This window comes from Microbacterium sp. BG28 (genome assembly GCF_034044005.1).
Lineage (GTDB): Bacteria > Actinomycetota > Actinomycetes > Actinomycetales > Microbacteriaceae > Microbacterium.
This window is the reverse complement of sequence record NZ_JAXCHA010000002.1, coordinates 691386-707460: the sequence shown is the minus strand read 5'-3', so window position 1 is coordinate 707460 and position 16075 is coordinate 691386. Positions and strand designations below refer to the sequence as shown.

General features: G+C 70.2%; 13 protein-coding genes and 1 pseudogene. 8 read left to right on the top strand and 6 right to left on the bottom strand.

The window, feature by feature from the left end; all coding sequences use genetic code 11:
• Nucleotides 1-65: 65 nt before the first annotated feature.
• From SK224_RS09305 to mvk, 6 genes are read right to left on the bottom strand one after another with little or no spacing between them, the layout of a single operon-like run.
• Entirely contained in the window at nucleotides 66-1232 is a 1167-nt protein-coding gene (locus SK224_RS09305; RefSeq protein ID WP_320434424.1) for a hydroxymethylglutaryl-CoA synthase, read from the bottom strand.
• The gene (locus SK224_RS09300; protein WP_320434423.1) at nucleotides 1229-2275 is read right to left on the bottom strand and encodes a hydroxymethylglutaryl-CoA reductase; all 1047 of its coding nucleotides are present in this window, start codon (nucleotides 2273-2275) and stop codon (nucleotides 1229-1231) included. The genes SK224_RS09305 and SK224_RS09300 overlap by 4 nt, the downstream gene beginning before the upstream one ends.
• Nucleotides 2265-3353 (bottom strand): type 2 isopentenyl-diphosphate Delta-isomerase, encoded by a 1089-nt coding sequence (gene fni / locus SK224_RS09295; protein WP_320434422.1) that lies wholly within the window; start codon nucleotides 3351-3353, stop codon nucleotides 2265-2267. The genes SK224_RS09300 and fni overlap by 11 nt, the downstream gene beginning before the upstream one ends.
• Nucleotides 3350-4441, bottom strand: a complete 1092-nt coding sequence (locus tag SK224_RS09290; protein WP_320434421.1) for a phosphomevalonate kinase — start codon at nucleotides 4439-4441, stop codon at nucleotides 3350-3352. The genes fni and SK224_RS09290 overlap by 4 nt, the downstream gene beginning before the upstream one ends.
• Nucleotides 4438-5406: a diphosphomevalonate decarboxylase gene (gene mvaD / locus SK224_RS09285; protein ID WP_320434420.1), complete on the bottom strand. Its 969-nt coding sequence runs from the start codon at nucleotides 5404-5406 to the stop codon at nucleotides 4438-4440. The genes SK224_RS09290 and mvaD overlap by 4 nt, the downstream gene beginning before the upstream one ends.
• Nucleotides 5403-6395, bottom strand: coding sequence for a mevalonate kinase (gene mvk / locus SK224_RS09280; protein ID WP_320434419.1), 993 nt, complete (start codon nucleotides 6393-6395; stop codon nucleotides 5403-5405). Before mvk ends, mvaD begins: the two co-directional genes overlap by 4 nt.
• A 122-nt stretch (nucleotides 6396-6517) precedes the next feature.
• Here mvk and pyrR point away from each other — a divergent pair.
• From pyrR to gmk, 8 genes and pseudogenes are all read left to right on the top strand, one after another.
• Nucleotides 6518-7051, top strand: a pseudogene (gene pyrR, locus SK224_RS09275) (bifunctional pyr operon transcriptional regulator/uracil phosphoribosyltransferase PyrR); the annotation flags it as partial.
• Complete coding sequence (locus SK224_RS09270; protein WP_320434418.1) at nucleotides 7048-8016, top strand: aspartate carbamoyltransferase catalytic subunit; 969 nt, start codon at nucleotides 7048-7050, stop codon at nucleotides 8014-8016. The pseudogene pyrR and the gene SK224_RS09270, both read left to right, overlap by 4 nt.
• A complete protein-coding gene (locus SK224_RS09265; protein ID WP_320434417.1) occupies nucleotides 8013-9323 on the top strand; it encodes a dihydroorotase in 1311 nt (436 codons plus the stop codon). Before SK224_RS09270 ends, SK224_RS09265 begins: the two co-directional genes overlap by 4 nt.
• A complete protein-coding gene (locus SK224_RS09260; RefSeq protein WP_320434416.1) occupies nucleotides 9320-9832 on the top strand; it encodes a hypothetical protein in 513 nt (170 codons plus the stop codon). The genes SK224_RS09265 and SK224_RS09260 overlap by 4 nt, the downstream gene beginning before the upstream one ends.
• Nucleotides 9829-10983 carry a glutamine-hydrolyzing carbamoyl-phosphate synthase small subunit gene (carA, locus tag SK224_RS09255; protein ID WP_320434415.1) on the top strand — a complete coding sequence of 385 codons (1155 nt, stop codon included), beginning with the start codon at nucleotides 9829-9831 and terminating at the stop codon, nucleotides 10981-10983. Before SK224_RS09260 ends, carA begins: the two co-directional genes overlap by 4 nt.
• Nucleotides 10983-14270: a carbamoyl-phosphate synthase large subunit gene (carB, locus tag SK224_RS09250; RefSeq protein ID WP_320434414.1), complete on the top strand. Its 3288-nt coding sequence runs from the start codon at nucleotides 10983-10985 to the stop codon at nucleotides 14268-14270. The genes carA and carB overlap by 1 nt, the downstream gene beginning before the upstream one ends.
• Nucleotides 14267-15127 (top strand): orotidine-5'-phosphate decarboxylase, encoded by an 861-nt coding sequence (gene pyrF / locus SK224_RS09245; protein ID WP_320434413.1) that lies wholly within the window; start codon nucleotides 14267-14269, stop codon nucleotides 15125-15127. The genes carB and pyrF overlap by 4 nt, the downstream gene beginning before the upstream one ends.
• Entirely contained in the window at nucleotides 15120-16034 is a 915-nt protein-coding gene (gene gmk / locus SK224_RS09240) for a guanylate kinase (protein WP_320434412.1), read from the top strand. Before pyrF ends, gmk begins: the two co-directional genes overlap by 8 nt.
• The last annotated feature ends 41 nt before the right edge of the window (nucleotides 16035-16075 follow it).

Here is a 16075-nt window from a genome sequence, read left to right as displayed (position 1 = left end):
TCGCCCCGTTCGTCGGCCGGAGCTGATCGCTCGGCCGACGAGCGAGGAGGTCGCAGTTCGGTGGCTCAGGCCTGGTCCGCGGTGTACTGACGGGCGCGACCTCGCACACCCGCGAAGTGGTACGGCCACGGAGACTGTGCCGGCACGGCCACGTCCTGACGGCTCCCCAGGTGGGCCGCAGCGTGTAGGGCACGGTATGCAGGCACATCCACGCTCGTGCGCGCGGCGAGCATCTCCGCGGTCTCGTCAGCGCGGGTGTGCTCACGGTAACCCGGCTGCACGACGCCGGCGAAGAACTCGCTGACGCTGCCCGAGCCGTAGCTGAACATGCCCACGCGCTTGCCGGTCAGGTCGTCGTCGCCGTCGAGCAGAGCCGCGAGTCCGAAGTACAGCGACGCCGTGTACGAGTTGCCGATACGCCGGTTGTAGAGCGTGGAGCGCAGGTAGCGGTCCTCCGCGAGTTCCGTTCCCAGGTGCTCGGCGAGACGGCGATGCGCCTTGGCGGCCATCCGCGTGAACGGCTGGTGGTGGGTGAAGACGTCGATCTCGCCGGACTCCGCCCCACCATGGGCGCGATAGTCGTCCCATGCGCCGACGAAGCCGTCGAGATACGCATCGATGGACAACTTGCCGTCGACGACGGCGGTCACGCTGTCGTTGGGTCGCCAGAAGTCGTCCACGTGGGCGGTGTGCAATCCGGTCGCCGGTTCGATGCTCATGAGGGCAGGGTCCGCGGTGACGAGCATCGCGACCGCACCGGCGCCCTGGGTGGGCTCCGCGGCGGAGTCCAGCTCGTAGCGGGCGATGTCACTTGCGATGACGAGAACCTTCGACCCCGGCTCGCGCGCGACGAGCCCCGCAGCGGCCTGCAGTGCGGCGGTGGCGGAGTAACAGGCCTGCTTGAGTTCGATGACGCGGCTGGTGGAGGGCAGACCCAGCAGATCGTGCACCCAGACACCGGCGGACTTGGACTGGTCGACCCCCGACTCGGTCGCGAAGAAGACGGTGCGGATGCCGTCCACGCCGTGCCGGTCGATGATGCGCCGCGCAGCGGTCGCTCCCATCGTGACGATGTCCTCGTCCGGGCCGGGAACGCTCATCTGGTCCTGGCCGAGCCCGATGTGGAACTTGCCCGGGTCGACGCCCGTCGCCGCCGCCAGGTCGTCGAGCTCCAGCACATGACCGGCGGTCGCGACCGCCAGGTCGTGGATACCGATCAGGGGCGCGGTCATCGCGTGGCCTTTCCGTTGCGCTCCAGCTGGAGGTGGGAAGTCATGAGTTCTCCGGGGTTGGTCTGGGCGGCCAGGAGCGAGAGCTCGCCGCAGAGCACCGTCGCCGCCACGAGGGCGGCCAGGCGCCGCGCATTCTCGCCCGATTCGCGCTCCTCGCGGCATCCGAGGCGGGTGAGCGCCTGCTCGACCTGCGGGAGGTCCTTGCCGTTGCCGACCGTGCCCACGATAAGGGTGGGCAGCGTGCACGAGAAGTAGAGGTCGCCGTCGCCGCGGACCTCCGCCCACGTGATCCCCTGCGAGCCTTCGACGATGTTCGCGGCATCCTGGCCGGTCGCGAGGAAGATCGCGAGCAGCATGTTCGCGTAGTGGGCGTTCGCTGAGCGCAGCGCGCCGGCGATCGTGGAGCCGACGAGGTTCTTGCGCGTGTTCAGCTCGACGATCCGCGCCGCGGTGGAGCGCAGTTGTGTCTCCACGAGCTCTGCCGGGATGAGGATGTCGGCGACGACATTGCGACCGCGGCCGAGGATGCCGTTGACGGCGGTCGCCTTCTTGTCGGAGCAGTAGTTGCCTGAGATCGATCCGTACTCCAGCTCGGGATGCCACTGCAGGATCTGGGTCATGAGGGACTCGGCGGCCAGCGTCACCATGTTGTGTCCGGATGCGTCGCCGGTCGACAGGGCGAAGCGAACGAAAAGCAGGTTGCCGACGACCTCGGTGTCGACATCGAGCAGTCGGGCGTGCCGGCTCTGCGCGGCCACGGTGGCCGCGAGCTCGGCGAAGCGGCCACGGATGTCGCGCCCGGCGCGGACGGCGGTCGCAGCGTCGACGGCTGTGAACAGCGAGGAGCGCGTCATCCGCTCGTCCACGACCGTGACCCGGATGCCGTCATCGATCAGCCGCGAGATGCGCGCGCCCCGCCCGACCGATGGCCAGAGCGGGCTCTCGTAGGTCGCAAGGGGAACCTCCTGCTCTCCCACCACGTCGCCGCTCAGACGTAGCGGACCGACCCAGCGGGTGGGCAGGGGAGTGAACTCACCGGTCATTCCGGCTCCTTCCAGGTGCGCCGAGCGCATCGGACCGATGCGCCAGCGAGGTGATGTCGATCGCGCGTGCCCGCGCGAAGTCGGCGGTCTCGCCGCCGATGATCAGATCCGTCATGACCAGGTCCGCACTCGTGCGCGCACCGAGGACAGTGAGGAGGGCTCGAAGCTGGGTCTTCCATGCGCCGAGCGCCGCGGAAAGGGCATCCGCACCCCCGTCGAGCACGATCCGCAGGAACGTGCCGGAGACGCCGACGGCTCCCGCGCCGAGGGCGAGTCCACGGACGACGTCGAGGGGCGTGCGCACTCCTCCGGAGGCGAGGAGCGGAGGTGCGTCGGACGGCGCATCGAGCAGACACTCGACGGCGCTCTGCCCCCATCCGGCCAGGTAACCGAAATCCGCGTCGACCCGGCGCGCGTTCTCGATCTGCACGAAGTCCGTGCCGCCGCGGCCGGCGACGTCCGCGGCGCGGACACCGATCTCGCCGAGGACGGAGAGCGTGCGTCGACTGAAACCGAAGCCGACCTCTTTGACGACGACGGGGACATCCACCGCGGCGACGATGCGCTCCAGCGAGGCGACCCAGTGACCGAAGGAGCGCCCGCCCTCCGGCATCACGATCTCCTGCACGGCGTTCACATGGATCTGCAGAGCGTCGGCATCGATGAGGTCGATCGCCCGGCGGGCATCGTCCGCCGACCGCTCGATCCCGATGTTGGCGAACAGGAGTCCGTCCGGGTTCTCCTCGCGCAGCACACGGAACGTCGGAGCCGCCTCCGCATGGTCGAGCGCGACACTCATCGACCCCGAAGCGATCGGCACACGCGCTACGGCAGCCGCGCGGGCGAGCGCGCGATTGATCTCGCCCGTGCGGGCGCTGCCGCCGGTCATCGCATTGATGTAGAACGGCGCGGACCAGCGCAGCCCGGCCACCTCGGTGTCGAGGGTCACCTCGGAGGCGTCGATGCCGGAGAGGGCGTGGTGCAGGAAGCGGACGTCGTCGAAGCCGTTCCCCGCGATGAGCGGATGCTGGGCGACGGCGAGCCGCACATGATCGTCCTTGCGGTCCGCAGCGCTCACGGCGCCCCTCCCTCAGCGGGGGACACCGACAGCGTCAGGTGCCGGACGTCGCGTTCCTCCCAGTCGCGGAGCATGCCGGCGATGTCTGCGTCCTCAGGGGCCAGGACGATCCCGCAATCGCCGCCGCCGGCGCCCGATGATTTCGCTGCGGCCCCGGCCGCTTCCGCGGTGTCGCAGAGCGCAGCGAGCGCATCCGTCTCGATGGCGACGCCCGCGCTTCGTCCGAGACGGCGCAGCAGCCTCCGCGCTCGGCGGACGGCATCGAGCGTGGAGTGGTCGTCGCCATCGTCCAGAGCGCGCGCCAGGTCCGTGACGCACGCGCGAGAGTCGAGCAGGAACGCCGGGTAGTCCATGGCGCCCGAGCCGCCCCGTACCGCGTCGACGAGCCGCGCGGTGGATGCGGGGCGACCGGTCCAGCCGACGAGGAAGCGGAGGGATGCGGGCGGCGCGAGGCGGGCGATGTCCAGCGGTGCCCATCCGGGCGACGCCAGCAGCTCGGCGACCGTCGCCTGCGCATCGAGCGCCGCACGCAGCACATCCCGGTCCGGGGAGCGATAGGAGATCCAACCACCGAAAGCGCTGGCGGCGAGGTCGCCCCCGGATGCCTGCGGAGCGACCTGGATGGTGGCCAGCAGGGCCAGGCGGTACGCGTCGCGCCGGGACAGACCGAATCCATAGAACTCGTCGATCGCGCGGATCGTCGCGATCGTCACCGCCGCGGAGGATCCGAGACCGAACTTCCGGCCGGAGGCGTCGTCGAGTCCGCTGTCGATGCGCAGGTCGTAGTAGCGCGCCGGGAGCCCGCGCTCGGAACGCAGACGTTCGGCGAGGGTGATGGCTGCGAGCACGTATTCGTACGGATGGTGCTCGGCATCGATCGTGAGTCCGTCGCCCGCACGGCCCCACACGAGTGGAGTGCGGCCGAACTCGGGCGAATGGATGCTTCCGGAGTCCGCGCTGGGTGTCAGACGGACCGTCAGGTAGCGATCGACGGCGACGAGCACGGCGGGCTCTCCCGGCGTCACGACCGCGTACTCACCCGCGATGAACAGCTTGCCCGGCGAGCGGACGACGATCGGGGCGGTCATCCGACGGACCTTCCGCCGACCACCAGCCCCGGTCCGGGCAGTGCGACGACCGTCTCGGCGAGTGCGCCGAGCTCGCCCGCGACGGCCTCGGCGTCCGCGGCGCGGCACAGGGCGACGACGTTCGGGCCCGCGTCCGCCGTGGCATACGACTCCAGGCCCGCGTCGCGCAGCGCCGCCACGCGGTCGAAGAGCGCGATGCTCGTCGGCGAGAGGTAGCGGATGGACGGTGCCGAGGCCTGGATCACGGCGTGCATCCGAAGGGCGTTGTTCTCGGTGAGGCGTCCGAGCTGCGCCACGTCGCCCTCGATGCACGCACGCCGCGCCTCCTCGAGCGTCGCCGCGGTCGAGGAGATCCACGCGGGGTAGAAGGGCGAGGTGTCCGCCGTGCGGCGCATCGCCTCCCGGCTGGAGACCTGCTTCTCGCCGCTGTCCACGATAGCGACGACCATGGCGAGATCCCCGGGTGCCGGCAGCGGCTCGGCGTAGGACTGCTCGTCGTCGCCCGCGTGCCACAGGGCGAAGCCGCCGAAGACGGAACGCGCGGCGGAGCCCGAACCGCGACGAGCGAGTCTGCTGAGCTCCCTCGCGCTCAGCTGCAGTCCGAAGGCGGATGCGGCGGCGCCGGCGAGTGCGGCGAAGCCTGCCGCGGAAGACGCGAGTCCCGCCGCGGACGGCACGGTGTTGTGGGACTCCACGCGGGCCCGCAGAGCGGAGCCGGAGAGCTCTCGTACGAGGTCGAGGAATCGCGTGGTGCGCTCGGCGGGGACGCCCGACTGCTCACGGCCGTTGAGGACGAACACGTCGGTGTCCAGCGCGTCGTCCACCACGACCGTGGTGGTCGTGGGGAACACGCCGAGCGTCATCGAGAGACTTCCGGTGGCCGGCAGGTTGAGTGCCGTGTCACGTTTGCCCCAGTACTTCACCAGGGCGATGTTGGGATGCGCGATCGCGCGGGCCTCGGTCATGTCGTCGCCTCCACCGTGGTGGTCCAGGTCGCGGCAGCTCCCGCGCCGCGCAGGGCGCCGGCGACCTCGGCAGCGCTCTCGTCGCCGCGGGCGAGCACGAGGACGCATCCGCCGCGCCCGCCGCCGGTCAGTTTCGCTCCCCACGCCCCGTGGGCGCGCGCCGCGGCCGCGAGTGCGTCGAGAGCCGGGTCGCCCACACCCAGACGATCGAGCGCCGTGTGACCCCGGTCCATGACGGCGCCCAGGCTCCGGGCATCACCGGTGGCGAGGTGCGTGCGGGCGTCGCGGGTCAGCTCACCCAACTCGTCGAGGAGGTCCGTCGTTCCCTGCGGGTCTTCATCGTGACGCGTGCGCACACCCGCGACTGCTTCTCTCGTGCGGCCGGAGATCCCGGTGTCGGCGATCACGAATGTGAGCGGCGCGGCCACGGCGACGGGCGACACGGCTCCGTCCTCGAACCAGATCGGCGCGCCGGCACTCACGGCGTGCGCGTCGAGACCGCTCGGCGACACGTGAGCGACACGCTCGGCCCGCTGGATCAGCTCGTGCTCCACGGCCGCATCCAGGACCACCCCGAAAGCCGCCGCGACGGCGCGCACGACGGCAGCGGCGACGGCGGCGGAGGAGCCGACGCCGCGCTCGGCCGGCAGGTTGCTCGCGATACGGAGTTCGATCGACTCATCGGCGGCGCCCACGGCGTCGAGTGCCGCGGTGGCAGCCATGACGGTCGGGCCCAGGCGAGCGGGTGCCGCGGCGAGAGGACCGTCGTACAGGTCGCTGTGCAAAAGGCTCGGACCGCTCGATCGTCGGACGTCCGCTTGCACCTGAAGTGCCGAGAGCGGGATGGCGAGCGCCGGCCGTCGGTAGACGACAGCGTGCTCGCCGAGGAGGATCGCCTTGCCGGATGCCCGCCCGCTCGCTGCGGCAGTGGGGGTCGGCGTCGCCGGCGCATCGGATGGGCGCACGGGACGGGCGGAGGAACTGGTCATAGGAACGCAGGCGAGCCTAACAGCGTCCGCGCCGCCGAGCGCGGAGCCGGCTGTCTGGGATAGTCTGTCCCGCAAACCCCAGCAACCTTTAACCCCGTCCTGAGAGGCGGAGAAGGGAGCGGCGGATGAGCACGCGAACCGTGCTGCATGAGGCCGACATCGCCAGAGCCCTGACTCGGATCTCCCACGAGATCCTGGAGTCCAACCGCGGTCCGGAGGGACTGGTGATCCTCGGCATCCCGACGAGAGGGGTGCCGCTGGCCCGCCGCATCGGTGCCCTGGTCTCCGACTTCGGCGGCTCACCGGTGCCTGTCGGCGCTCTCGACGTCACGATGTACCGCGACGACCTCGCCAGCAACCCCACCCGTGCGCCGCACCGCACCGACATCCCCGCGGGCGGCATCGACCAGCGCACGGTCGTCCTCGTCGACGATGTGCTCTTCTCCGGGCGGAGCATCCGAGCTGCTCTCGACGCGCTCCAGGACATCGGACGCCCCGCAGCGGTGCGGTTGGCTGCACTGATCGACCGGGGTCATCGCGAGCTTCCGATCCGCCCCGACTTCGTCGGCAAGAACCTGCCGAGCGCACGCGACGAGCGCGTCAACGTCCGTCTCGCCGAGACCGACGGCGTCGAGGAGGTGACGATCGAGTCATGAGGAACCTGCTGGACACCCGCACGCTCGGCCGTGAGCAGGCCCTGCGTATCCTCGACGTCGCAGAGGACATGGCCGACACGCAGCAGCGCGAGATCAAGAAGCTGCCGACGCTGCGCGGCAAGACGGTGGTGAACCTCTTCTTCGAGGACTCGACCCGCACCCGGATCTCCTTCGAAGCGGCGGCCAAGCGCCTGTCCGCCGACGTCATCAACTTCTCGGCCAAGGGCTCGAGCGTGTCGAAGGGGGAGTCCCTGCAGGACACCGCCCAGACGCTGCAGGCCATGGGAGCGGATGCGGTCGTCATCCGGCACGGCGCCTCCGGGGCTCCTCGTACCCTCGCCACGAGCGGCTGGATCACCGCCGGCGTGGTCAACGCCGGCGACGGCACGCATGAGCATCCCACGCAGGCGTTGCTGGATGCGTTCACCCTGCGCAAGCGCCTCTTCGGCGCCGAGAGCCGCGGCCGGGACCTCTCCGGCGTGTCGGTCGCGATCGTCGGTGACATCCTGCACTCGCGCGTCGCACGCTCCAACGTATGGCTGCTGCACACGCTGGGCGCGCGGATCACTCTCGTCGGGCCGCCGACCCTCATCCCGCAGGACGTGTCCGCGTGGCCCGCGGCGATCGAGTACGACCTCGACCGCGCCATCGCCGCCGGCCCCGACGCGCTCATGATGCTGCGCATCCAGCTCGAGCGGATGAACGCGGCGTACTTCCCGACCGAGCGCGAGTACGCGAGAGCCTGGGGACTGGACGGCGAGCGTCTCGACGCGCTGCCGGCCGATAGCATTGTCATGCACCCTGGGCCGATGAACCGCGGTCTGGAGATCTCCGCTGCGGCGGCGGATTCGCCGCGATCCACGGTGCTCGAGCAGGTCACCAACGGCGTATCCGTGCGGATGGCCGTGCTGTACCTGCTGCTTGCGGGCGAACGCCCCGCCCTCGAGAAAGAAGGTGCGTCATGAGCGGAACGTACGTGATCCGCGGCGTGCGGCCGGTCGGTGCCGCTGCGGTCGACCTCGTCGTCGCGGACGGCCTGATCCAGGAGATGGGCAGCAGCCTCAGCCGAGCCGGAGCCCGGGTCATCGACGCCGACGGCCTCGTCGCCCTTCCCGGTCTGGTGGATCTGCACACGCATCTCCGGGAGCCCGGGTACGAAGCCTCGGAGACCATCCTCACCGGCTCGCGTGCGGGCGCCGCCGGCGGGTACACCGCGCTGTTCGCGATGCCCAACACATCACCCGTCGCGGACACGGCCGGAGTCGTCGAGCAGGAGCTCGCGCTCGGCGAGGCAGCGGGCCTCGTCGACGTGCAGCCCATCGGGGCGGTCACGGTCGGACAGAAGGGCGAGCGGCTGGCGGAGCTGGGTGCCATGGCCCACTCCCGCGCGCGCGTGCGCGTGTTCAGCGATGACGGCTTCTGCGTCTTCGATCCGCTCATCATGCGTCGCGCCCTCGAATACGTGAAGGCGTTCGACGGCGTGATCGCGCAGCACGCGCAGGATCCGCGTCTGACCGAGGGCGCCCAGATGAACGAGGGTGCCGTCTCCGCCGAGCTGGGTCTCACCGGGTGGCCGGCCGTCGCGGAGGAATCGATCATCGCCCGCGACGTCCTGCTCGCCGAGCACGTCGGCTCGCGCCTGCACGTCTGCCACCTCTCCACGGCGGGCAGCGTGGATATCATCCGCTGGGCGAAGAAGCGCGGTATCGCGGTGACCGCCGAGGTCACCCCGCACCATCTGCTCTTGACCGAAGAACTCGTTCGCGGATACGACGCGCGGTTCAAGGTGAACCCGCCCTTGCGTCGGGACGAGGACGTGCAAGCGGTGCGAGAGGGCCTCGCGGACGGCACGATCGACATCGTCGCGACCGATCACGCACCCCATCCCGCCGAGGCGAAGGCCTGCGAGTGGCAGGCCGCGGCCAACGGCATGGTGGGACTCGAGAGCGCCCTGCGCGTCGTGCACCACACCATGGTCGAGACGGGGCTGCTCGACTGGGCGGACGTCGCTCGCGTCATGAGCAGCGCTCCCGCCGCGATCGGTCGCTTGCAGCGACACGGCCGTCCTCTCGCCGTGGGCGAGCCGGCCCATCTGGCGCTGTACGACGACAGCGTCCGGGCGACTTTCGCGGTCGACGACCTTCGTGGACGCAGCACCAACTCGCCCTACCTCGGGCGCGAGCTGCCGGGTTCGACGCGATGGACGTTCCGCGCCGGCGTGGCGACGGTGCGTGACGGCGTCGTGGTGGATGCGACGGAGGTGAACGCATGAGCCGGGAGGGCGCGCTGCTGGTCATGCTCGCTGTTGCGCTGCTCCTGATCGGTCTCATGCTCTGGGGCTGGCTGCGACGGGTGCGACGAGACAGCGGCCTTGCCGCGCCGCTCGGTTCGCCGCCCGCTGAGGCAGAGACGCTCGCACGTTTCGCCGGCCTGTATGTCGCGACGACCGCGCATGACACCGCCCTGGAACGCCTCGCCGTTCGCGGGCTCGGATTCCGCGCCAAGGCCGACCTCCTGATCACCGATGCCGGCGTGGCACTTGTTGCCCACGGCGGCGAGCCGGTGTTCATCGACAGAACGCGCCTCGTGTCCGCCGAGCAGGCCACCGTCACGATCGACCGCGTGGTCGAACGCGACGGGCTCGCCCGCCTCACCTGGCGCATCGACGACGACACGCTCGTCGACTCCTATTTCCGCCCGCAGGATGCCTCGGCACGCGCGGTCGCCGCCGCCCTCGACGCGATCCTGCCCCACCCCACCTCGACGGGAAACGACGTATGACTCTCTTCCGCACCGGACCGGCTGTCCTCGTCCTCGAGGACGGCACCCGCCACACCGGCCGCGCCTACGGCGCCACCGGGACCACCCTCGGCGAGGTCGTCTTCGCCACCGGTATGACCGGCTACCAGGAGACCCTCACCGACCCCTCCTACGCGGGACAGATCGTCCTGCAGACCGCGCCCCACATCGGCAACACCGGTGTCAACGACGAGGACCCCGAGTCGCGGCGCATCTGGGTCGCCGGCTACATCGTGCGCGACCCCTCTCGCGTCGTGTCCAACTGGCGTGCCGACGAGTCGCTCGACGACGCGCTGACGAACGACGGCATCGTCGGGATCAGCGGGATCGACACCCGTGCCGTGACGCGCCACATCCGCTCTGCCGGCAGCATGCGCGGGGGGATCTTCTCCGGCGACGCCGCAGCGATCGACCCCGAGGAACAGCTGCGCATCGTGCGCGAGGCGCCCGCGATGGCGGGGCAGAACCTGTCGGCATCCGTCTCTGTGGTCGAGACCGAGATCACCCCCGCGACCGCCGAGCGCGTCGGCAACCTGGCCGTGCTCGACCTCGGAGTCAAGCAGGCGACGATCGAGAACCTCGCCGCTCGTGGATTCGACGTGCACGTGCTGCCGCAGACCGCGACGATCGAGGAGATCCGGGCGATCGATCCCGTCGCCGTGTTCTACTCCAACGGTCCCGGTGATCCGGCGGCATCCGCCGATCACGTGGAGCTGCTGCGCGCGGTGCTCGATGACCGCCTGCCGTTCTTCGGCATCTGCTTCGGCAACCAACTGCTGGGACGAGCGCTGGGCTACGGCACGTACAAGCTGCCCTTCGGTCACCGCGGCATCAACCAGCCCGTCATGGACCGCACGACCGGGCGCGTGGAGATCACCGCGCACAACCACGGCTTCGCCGTGGACGCGCCGCTGGACGGAGTGAGCGACAGCCCGAACGGCTACGGCCGCGTCGAGGTCAGCCATGTCGGCCTCAACGACCAGGTCGTCGAGGGGCTGCGCGCCCTCGACATCCCCGCGTTCAGCGTGCAGTACCACCCGGAGGCCGCCGCCGGCCCGCACGACGCGAACTACCTCTTCGACCGGTTCCGGGACATGGTCATCGCCGAGCAGAGCAAGAAGGACACCAAGTAATGCCCAAGCGCGACGACATCCGCTCCGTCCTCGTCATCGGCTCCGGCCCGATCGTCATCGGTCAGGCCTGCGAGTTCGACTACTCCGGCACCCAGGCATGCCGTGTGCTGCGCGCCGAGGGCGTGCGCGTGATCCTGGTCAACTCCAACCCGGCCACGATCATGACCGACCCCGACTTCGCCGATGCGACCTACATCGAGCCCATCAACTGGCGTGTCATCGAGACCATCATCGCCAAGGAGCGCCCCGACGCGATCCTGCCGACGCTCGGCGGCCAGACAGCGCTCAACGCGGCGATCGATCTGCACAAGAACGGTGTGCTGGAGAAGTACGGCATCGAGCTCATCGGCGCCAACTTCGAAGCCATCAACAAGGGCGAGGACCGCCAGATCTTCAAGGAGCTGGTCATCGAGGCCGGGGCGGATGTGGCCGCCTCCGTCATCTGCCACTCCATGGACGAACTCCTCGCCGGTGCCGAGAAGCTCGGTTACCCGCTGGTCGTGCGCCCCTCGTTCACCATGGGCGGCCTGGGGTCGGGCTTCGCGTACGACGAGGCCGATCTCCGCCGCATCGGCGGCGCCGGTCTGCACGATTCGCCCACGAACGAGGTGCTCCTTGAGGAGTCCATCCTCGGGTGGAAGGAGTACGAGCTCGAGCTCATGCGCGACACGGCCGACAACACGGTCGTCGTCTGCTCGATCGAGAACGTCGACCCCGTCGGCGTGCACACGGGGGACTCGATCACCGTCGCCCCCGCGCTCACGCTGACCGACCGCGAGTACCAGAAGCTGCGCGACATCGGGATCGAGATCATCCGTCGCGTGGGTGTCGACACCGGCGGCTGCAACATCCAGTTCGCCGTCGACCCCGTGACCGGTCGCATCATCGTGATCGAGATGAACCCGCGCGTTTCTCGCTCCTCGGCGCTGGCGTCCAAGGCCACGGGATTCCCCATCGCCAAGATCGCGGCCAAGCTCGCGATCGGCTACCGCCTCGACGAGATCCCGAACGACATCACGAAGGTGACCCCGGCGAGCTTCGAGCCGACACTGGACTACGTCGTCGTCAAGGTGCCGCGCTTCAATTTCGAGAAGTTCCCCGCGGCGGACACCACCCTCACGACCACCATGAAGTCGGTCGGCGAGGCGATGGCGATCGGGCGCAACTACGCGACGGCCCTGCAGAAGGCGCTGCGATCGTTGGAGAAGCGCGGCTCCAGCTTCCACTGGGGCGACGAGCAGCGCTCGGTCGAGGAACTGCTGGAGATCGCAGCGACCCCGACCGACGGCCGCATCGTCGTGCTGCAGCAGGCCATGCGCAAGGGCGCGACGATCGAGCAGGCCTTCGAGGCGACGGCGATCGACCCCTGGTTCCTCGACCAGATCGCGCTCATCAACGAGGTGGCCGAGTTCGTGCGCGCGTCCGGCGAGCTCGACGCCGAGGTGCTGCGGGTCGCGAAGGAGCACGGCTTCAGCGATCTGCAGATCGCCGAGCTGCGCGGCATCGGCGAGGCCGAGGTGCGCGGCATCCGTCACGCCCTGGGGCTGCGGCCCGTCTACAAGACGGTCGACACGTGCGCCGGGGAGTTCCCCGCTCTCACGCCGTACCACTACTCGAGCTACGACGCCGAGACCGAGGTGTCGCCCTCGGAGCGCACGAAGGTCGTCATCATCGGCTCGGGCCCGAACCGCATCGGTCAGGGGGTGGAGTTCGACTACTCGTGCGTGCACGCGAGCTTCGCGCTCTCGGATGCGGGCTACGAGACGGTCATGATCAACTGCAACCCCGAGACGGTCTCGACCGACTACGACACGAGCGACCGCCTCTACTTCGAGCCGCTCACGCTCGAGGACGTCCTCGAGGTGCTGCACGCCGAGAGCGCCTCGGGCGAGATCCTCGGCGTCATCTGCCAGCTCGGCGGCCAGACGCCGCTGGGCCTCGCGAAGGGCATCGAGGCGGCGGGCTACCGCATCCTGGGCACGAGCCCCGCCGCGATCGACCTGGCGGAGGAGCGCGAGCTGTTCTCGCGCCTGCTGGACGACGCGGGCCTGGTCGCGCCGCGCAGCGGCACGGCGATCGACGTCGACGGCGCGGTGGGCGTCGCCGAAGAGATCGGCTACCCGGTGCTGGTGCGCCCGAGCTTCGTGCTCGGTGGCCGCGGCATGGAGATCGTCTACTCGACGGAGGCGCTGCGCGACTACTTCGTCCGCATCGCCGACGCGGCCATCATCGGCCCCGGGCTCCCCCTTCTCGTCGACCGGTTCCTCGACGACGCGATCGAACTCGACGTCGACGCCCTGTTCGACGGCGAGGAGCTGTACATCGGCGGGGTGATGGAGCATCTGGAGGAGGCCGGCATCCACTCCGGCGACTCCTCCTGCACCCTCCCGCCCGTGTCGCTGGGCCGCACCGACGTCGACCGTGTCCGTGAGGCGACGCTAGCCATCGCCCAGGGCGTGGGCGTGCGGGGCCTGCTGAACGTGCAGTTCGCGATCAGTGCGGGCGTGCTCTACGTGATCGAAGCGAACCCCCGCGCGAGCCGCACGGTGCCCTTCGTCTCCAAGGCGCTCGGCATCCCGCTCGCGAAGGCGGCCAGCCGCATCATGGCGGGCAGCTCCATCGCCGAGCTCAAGGCCGAGGGGATGCTGCCCGAGCAGGACGGCTCACGCGTCCCGCTGGACGCGCCCGTCGCCGTCAAGGAGGCCGTCCTGCCCTTCAAGCGGTTCCGCACGAAGGACGGCCAGACCGTCGACTCCGTTCTCGGGCCCGAGATGCGCTCGACCGGAGAGGTCATGGGATTCGACCGCGATTTCCCGACGGCGTTCGCGAAGAGCCAGCAGGCCGCCTACGGTGGTATGCCCCTGTCGGGAACGGTGTTCATCTCCGTCGCCGACGCCGACAAGCGCGCCGTGATCCTGCCGGCGCACCGCCTCCAGGAACTCGGCTACGAGCTCGTGGCGACGGAGGGAACGGCGGAGATCCTCGCCCGCAACGGCATCGCCGTGCGCACCGTCAACAAGTACTCGGCCACCCAGGAGACGGGGGAGACGAACATCGTCGACCTCATCAACGCGGGCGAGATCGACATGATCGTCAACACGCCCAGCGGCGGCTTGGCGCGCGCGGACGGGTACGAGATCCGCGCGGCCGCGGTCGCCGCGGACAAAGCCCTGTTCACGACGATGGCCGTGCTCGGCGCCGCCGTCAGCGCGCTGCCCGTGCTGCGCGAGGGCTTCGACGTGAAGAGCCTCCAGGAGTACGCGGTGGAGCGGGCGGCACGCGCGTGAGCGCAGCCGGTTTCGGAACGCGACTGCAGGCCGCGCTCGACGAGTACGGCCAGCTGTGCGTGGGGATCGACCCTCACGCACAGCTGTTGCGCGCCTGGGGCCTCGGCGAGGATGCCGCCGGGGTGCGCGAGTTCGGCCTGCGCGTCGTGGATGCGGCGGCCGGGCGAGTGGGCGTCGTCAAGCCGCAGGTCGCCTTCTACGAGCGGTTCGGATCGGCGGGCTACGCCGCGCTCGAGGATGTGCTCCGGGCGGCCCGGGATGCGGGCCTGCTCGTGATCGCCGACGCGAAGCGCGGCGACATCGGTACGACGATGGACGGCTACGCCGCCGCGTGGCTCGAGCCGGGTTCGCCCCTCGAAGCCGACGCGCTCACCCTCAGCCCGTATCTCGGACCGGAGTCGCTGCACGAGACCATCACTCGCGCGATCCGGACGGACAAGGGCGTGTTCGTGCTCGCTGCGACGAGCAACCGCGAGGCCGCGGCCGTGCAGACCGCCATCACGGTGGATGCATCCGCGGGCGACGACGAGCCGATCGCAGCCCGCGTCGCTCGCGAGGTCGGCTCGTACAACGTGGGAAGCGCGGGAGCCCTGGGCCCCGTCGGCGTGGTGGTGGGGGCGACGCTGCAGCGCACATCGTTCGGACTCACCGACACGGTGCTCGCCGGTACGCCCATCCTGGCGCCGGGCTTCGGTGCGCAGGGTGCTCAGCCGTCGGATCTCGGCGCACTCTTCGGCTATGTGGCGGCGCAGGTCGTCGCCAGCGAGAGCAGGAGCATCCTGTCGGCGGGTCCCGCCCGCCTCGTCGCCCGCATCGACGAGAGACGCGCGCTCTATTCGGAGGTTCGCCGTGGTTGACAGTCGAACGCCCCCGGAGGTCGACCGGGCCGCCGCATCGCGACGAGCCGTCGAGGCGCGTCGCGCCCGTGCATCCCTCAAGCGAGACCTCGCCACGCGCGTGATCAGCGGTCAGGAAGTGCTGCGTCGCGCGGTGGCCGACCCCGTATCCGCCTCAGGAACGCTGCGCGTGCCGGAGTTCCTCACCTCCCTGCCCGCCATCGGCGAGGGCAAGCGCGACCGCATCCTCGCCGAGCTCGGCATCTCGCCCGTCAAGCGTCTCGGCGGTCTCGGGGTGCGCCAGCGCGCCGCGCTCCAGCAGTGGCTCGACGGGCGGCTCCCGGAACCGCAGCCGCGCGCCGCCCGCAGCCGCCTTCTCGTCCTCGCGGGCCCGACCGCGGTCGGCAAGGGCACCGTGGCTGCACACATCCAGGAGCACTATCCGGAGATCCTCCTCTCGGTCTCGGCGACCACGCGCCCGCCCCGTCCGGGCGAGGTCGACGGGACGCACTACTTCTTCGTCGACGACGACGCCTTCGACGATCTCATCGCGCGCGGAGAACTGCTGGAGTGGGCGACCGTGCACAACAAGTACCGGTACGGCACGCCCCGCGGGCCGATCGAACGCGCGTTGGCCGACGGTCGCACGGTTCTGCTGGAGATCGATCTGCAGGGCGCGAGGCAGGTGCGGGCGGCCGCACCGGACGCCGCACTCGTGTTCCTGCTCCCGCCCAGCTGGGACGAGCTCGTGCAGCGTCTGGTCGGGCGAGGCACCGAGGATGCCGAGGAACGCGCGCGACGCCTGCGCACCGCGCGGGTGGAACTGGCGGCTCAGGGGGAGTTCGACTACCGGGTCGTGAACGCAGAAGTCGCCGAGGCGGCGCGCGAGGTCGTAGAATTGACGAAGGCTTCCGCGCGTCCGTCGTGATGCGTCGTCGTCGAACGACTCTCCGCCGACATCCCCGAACC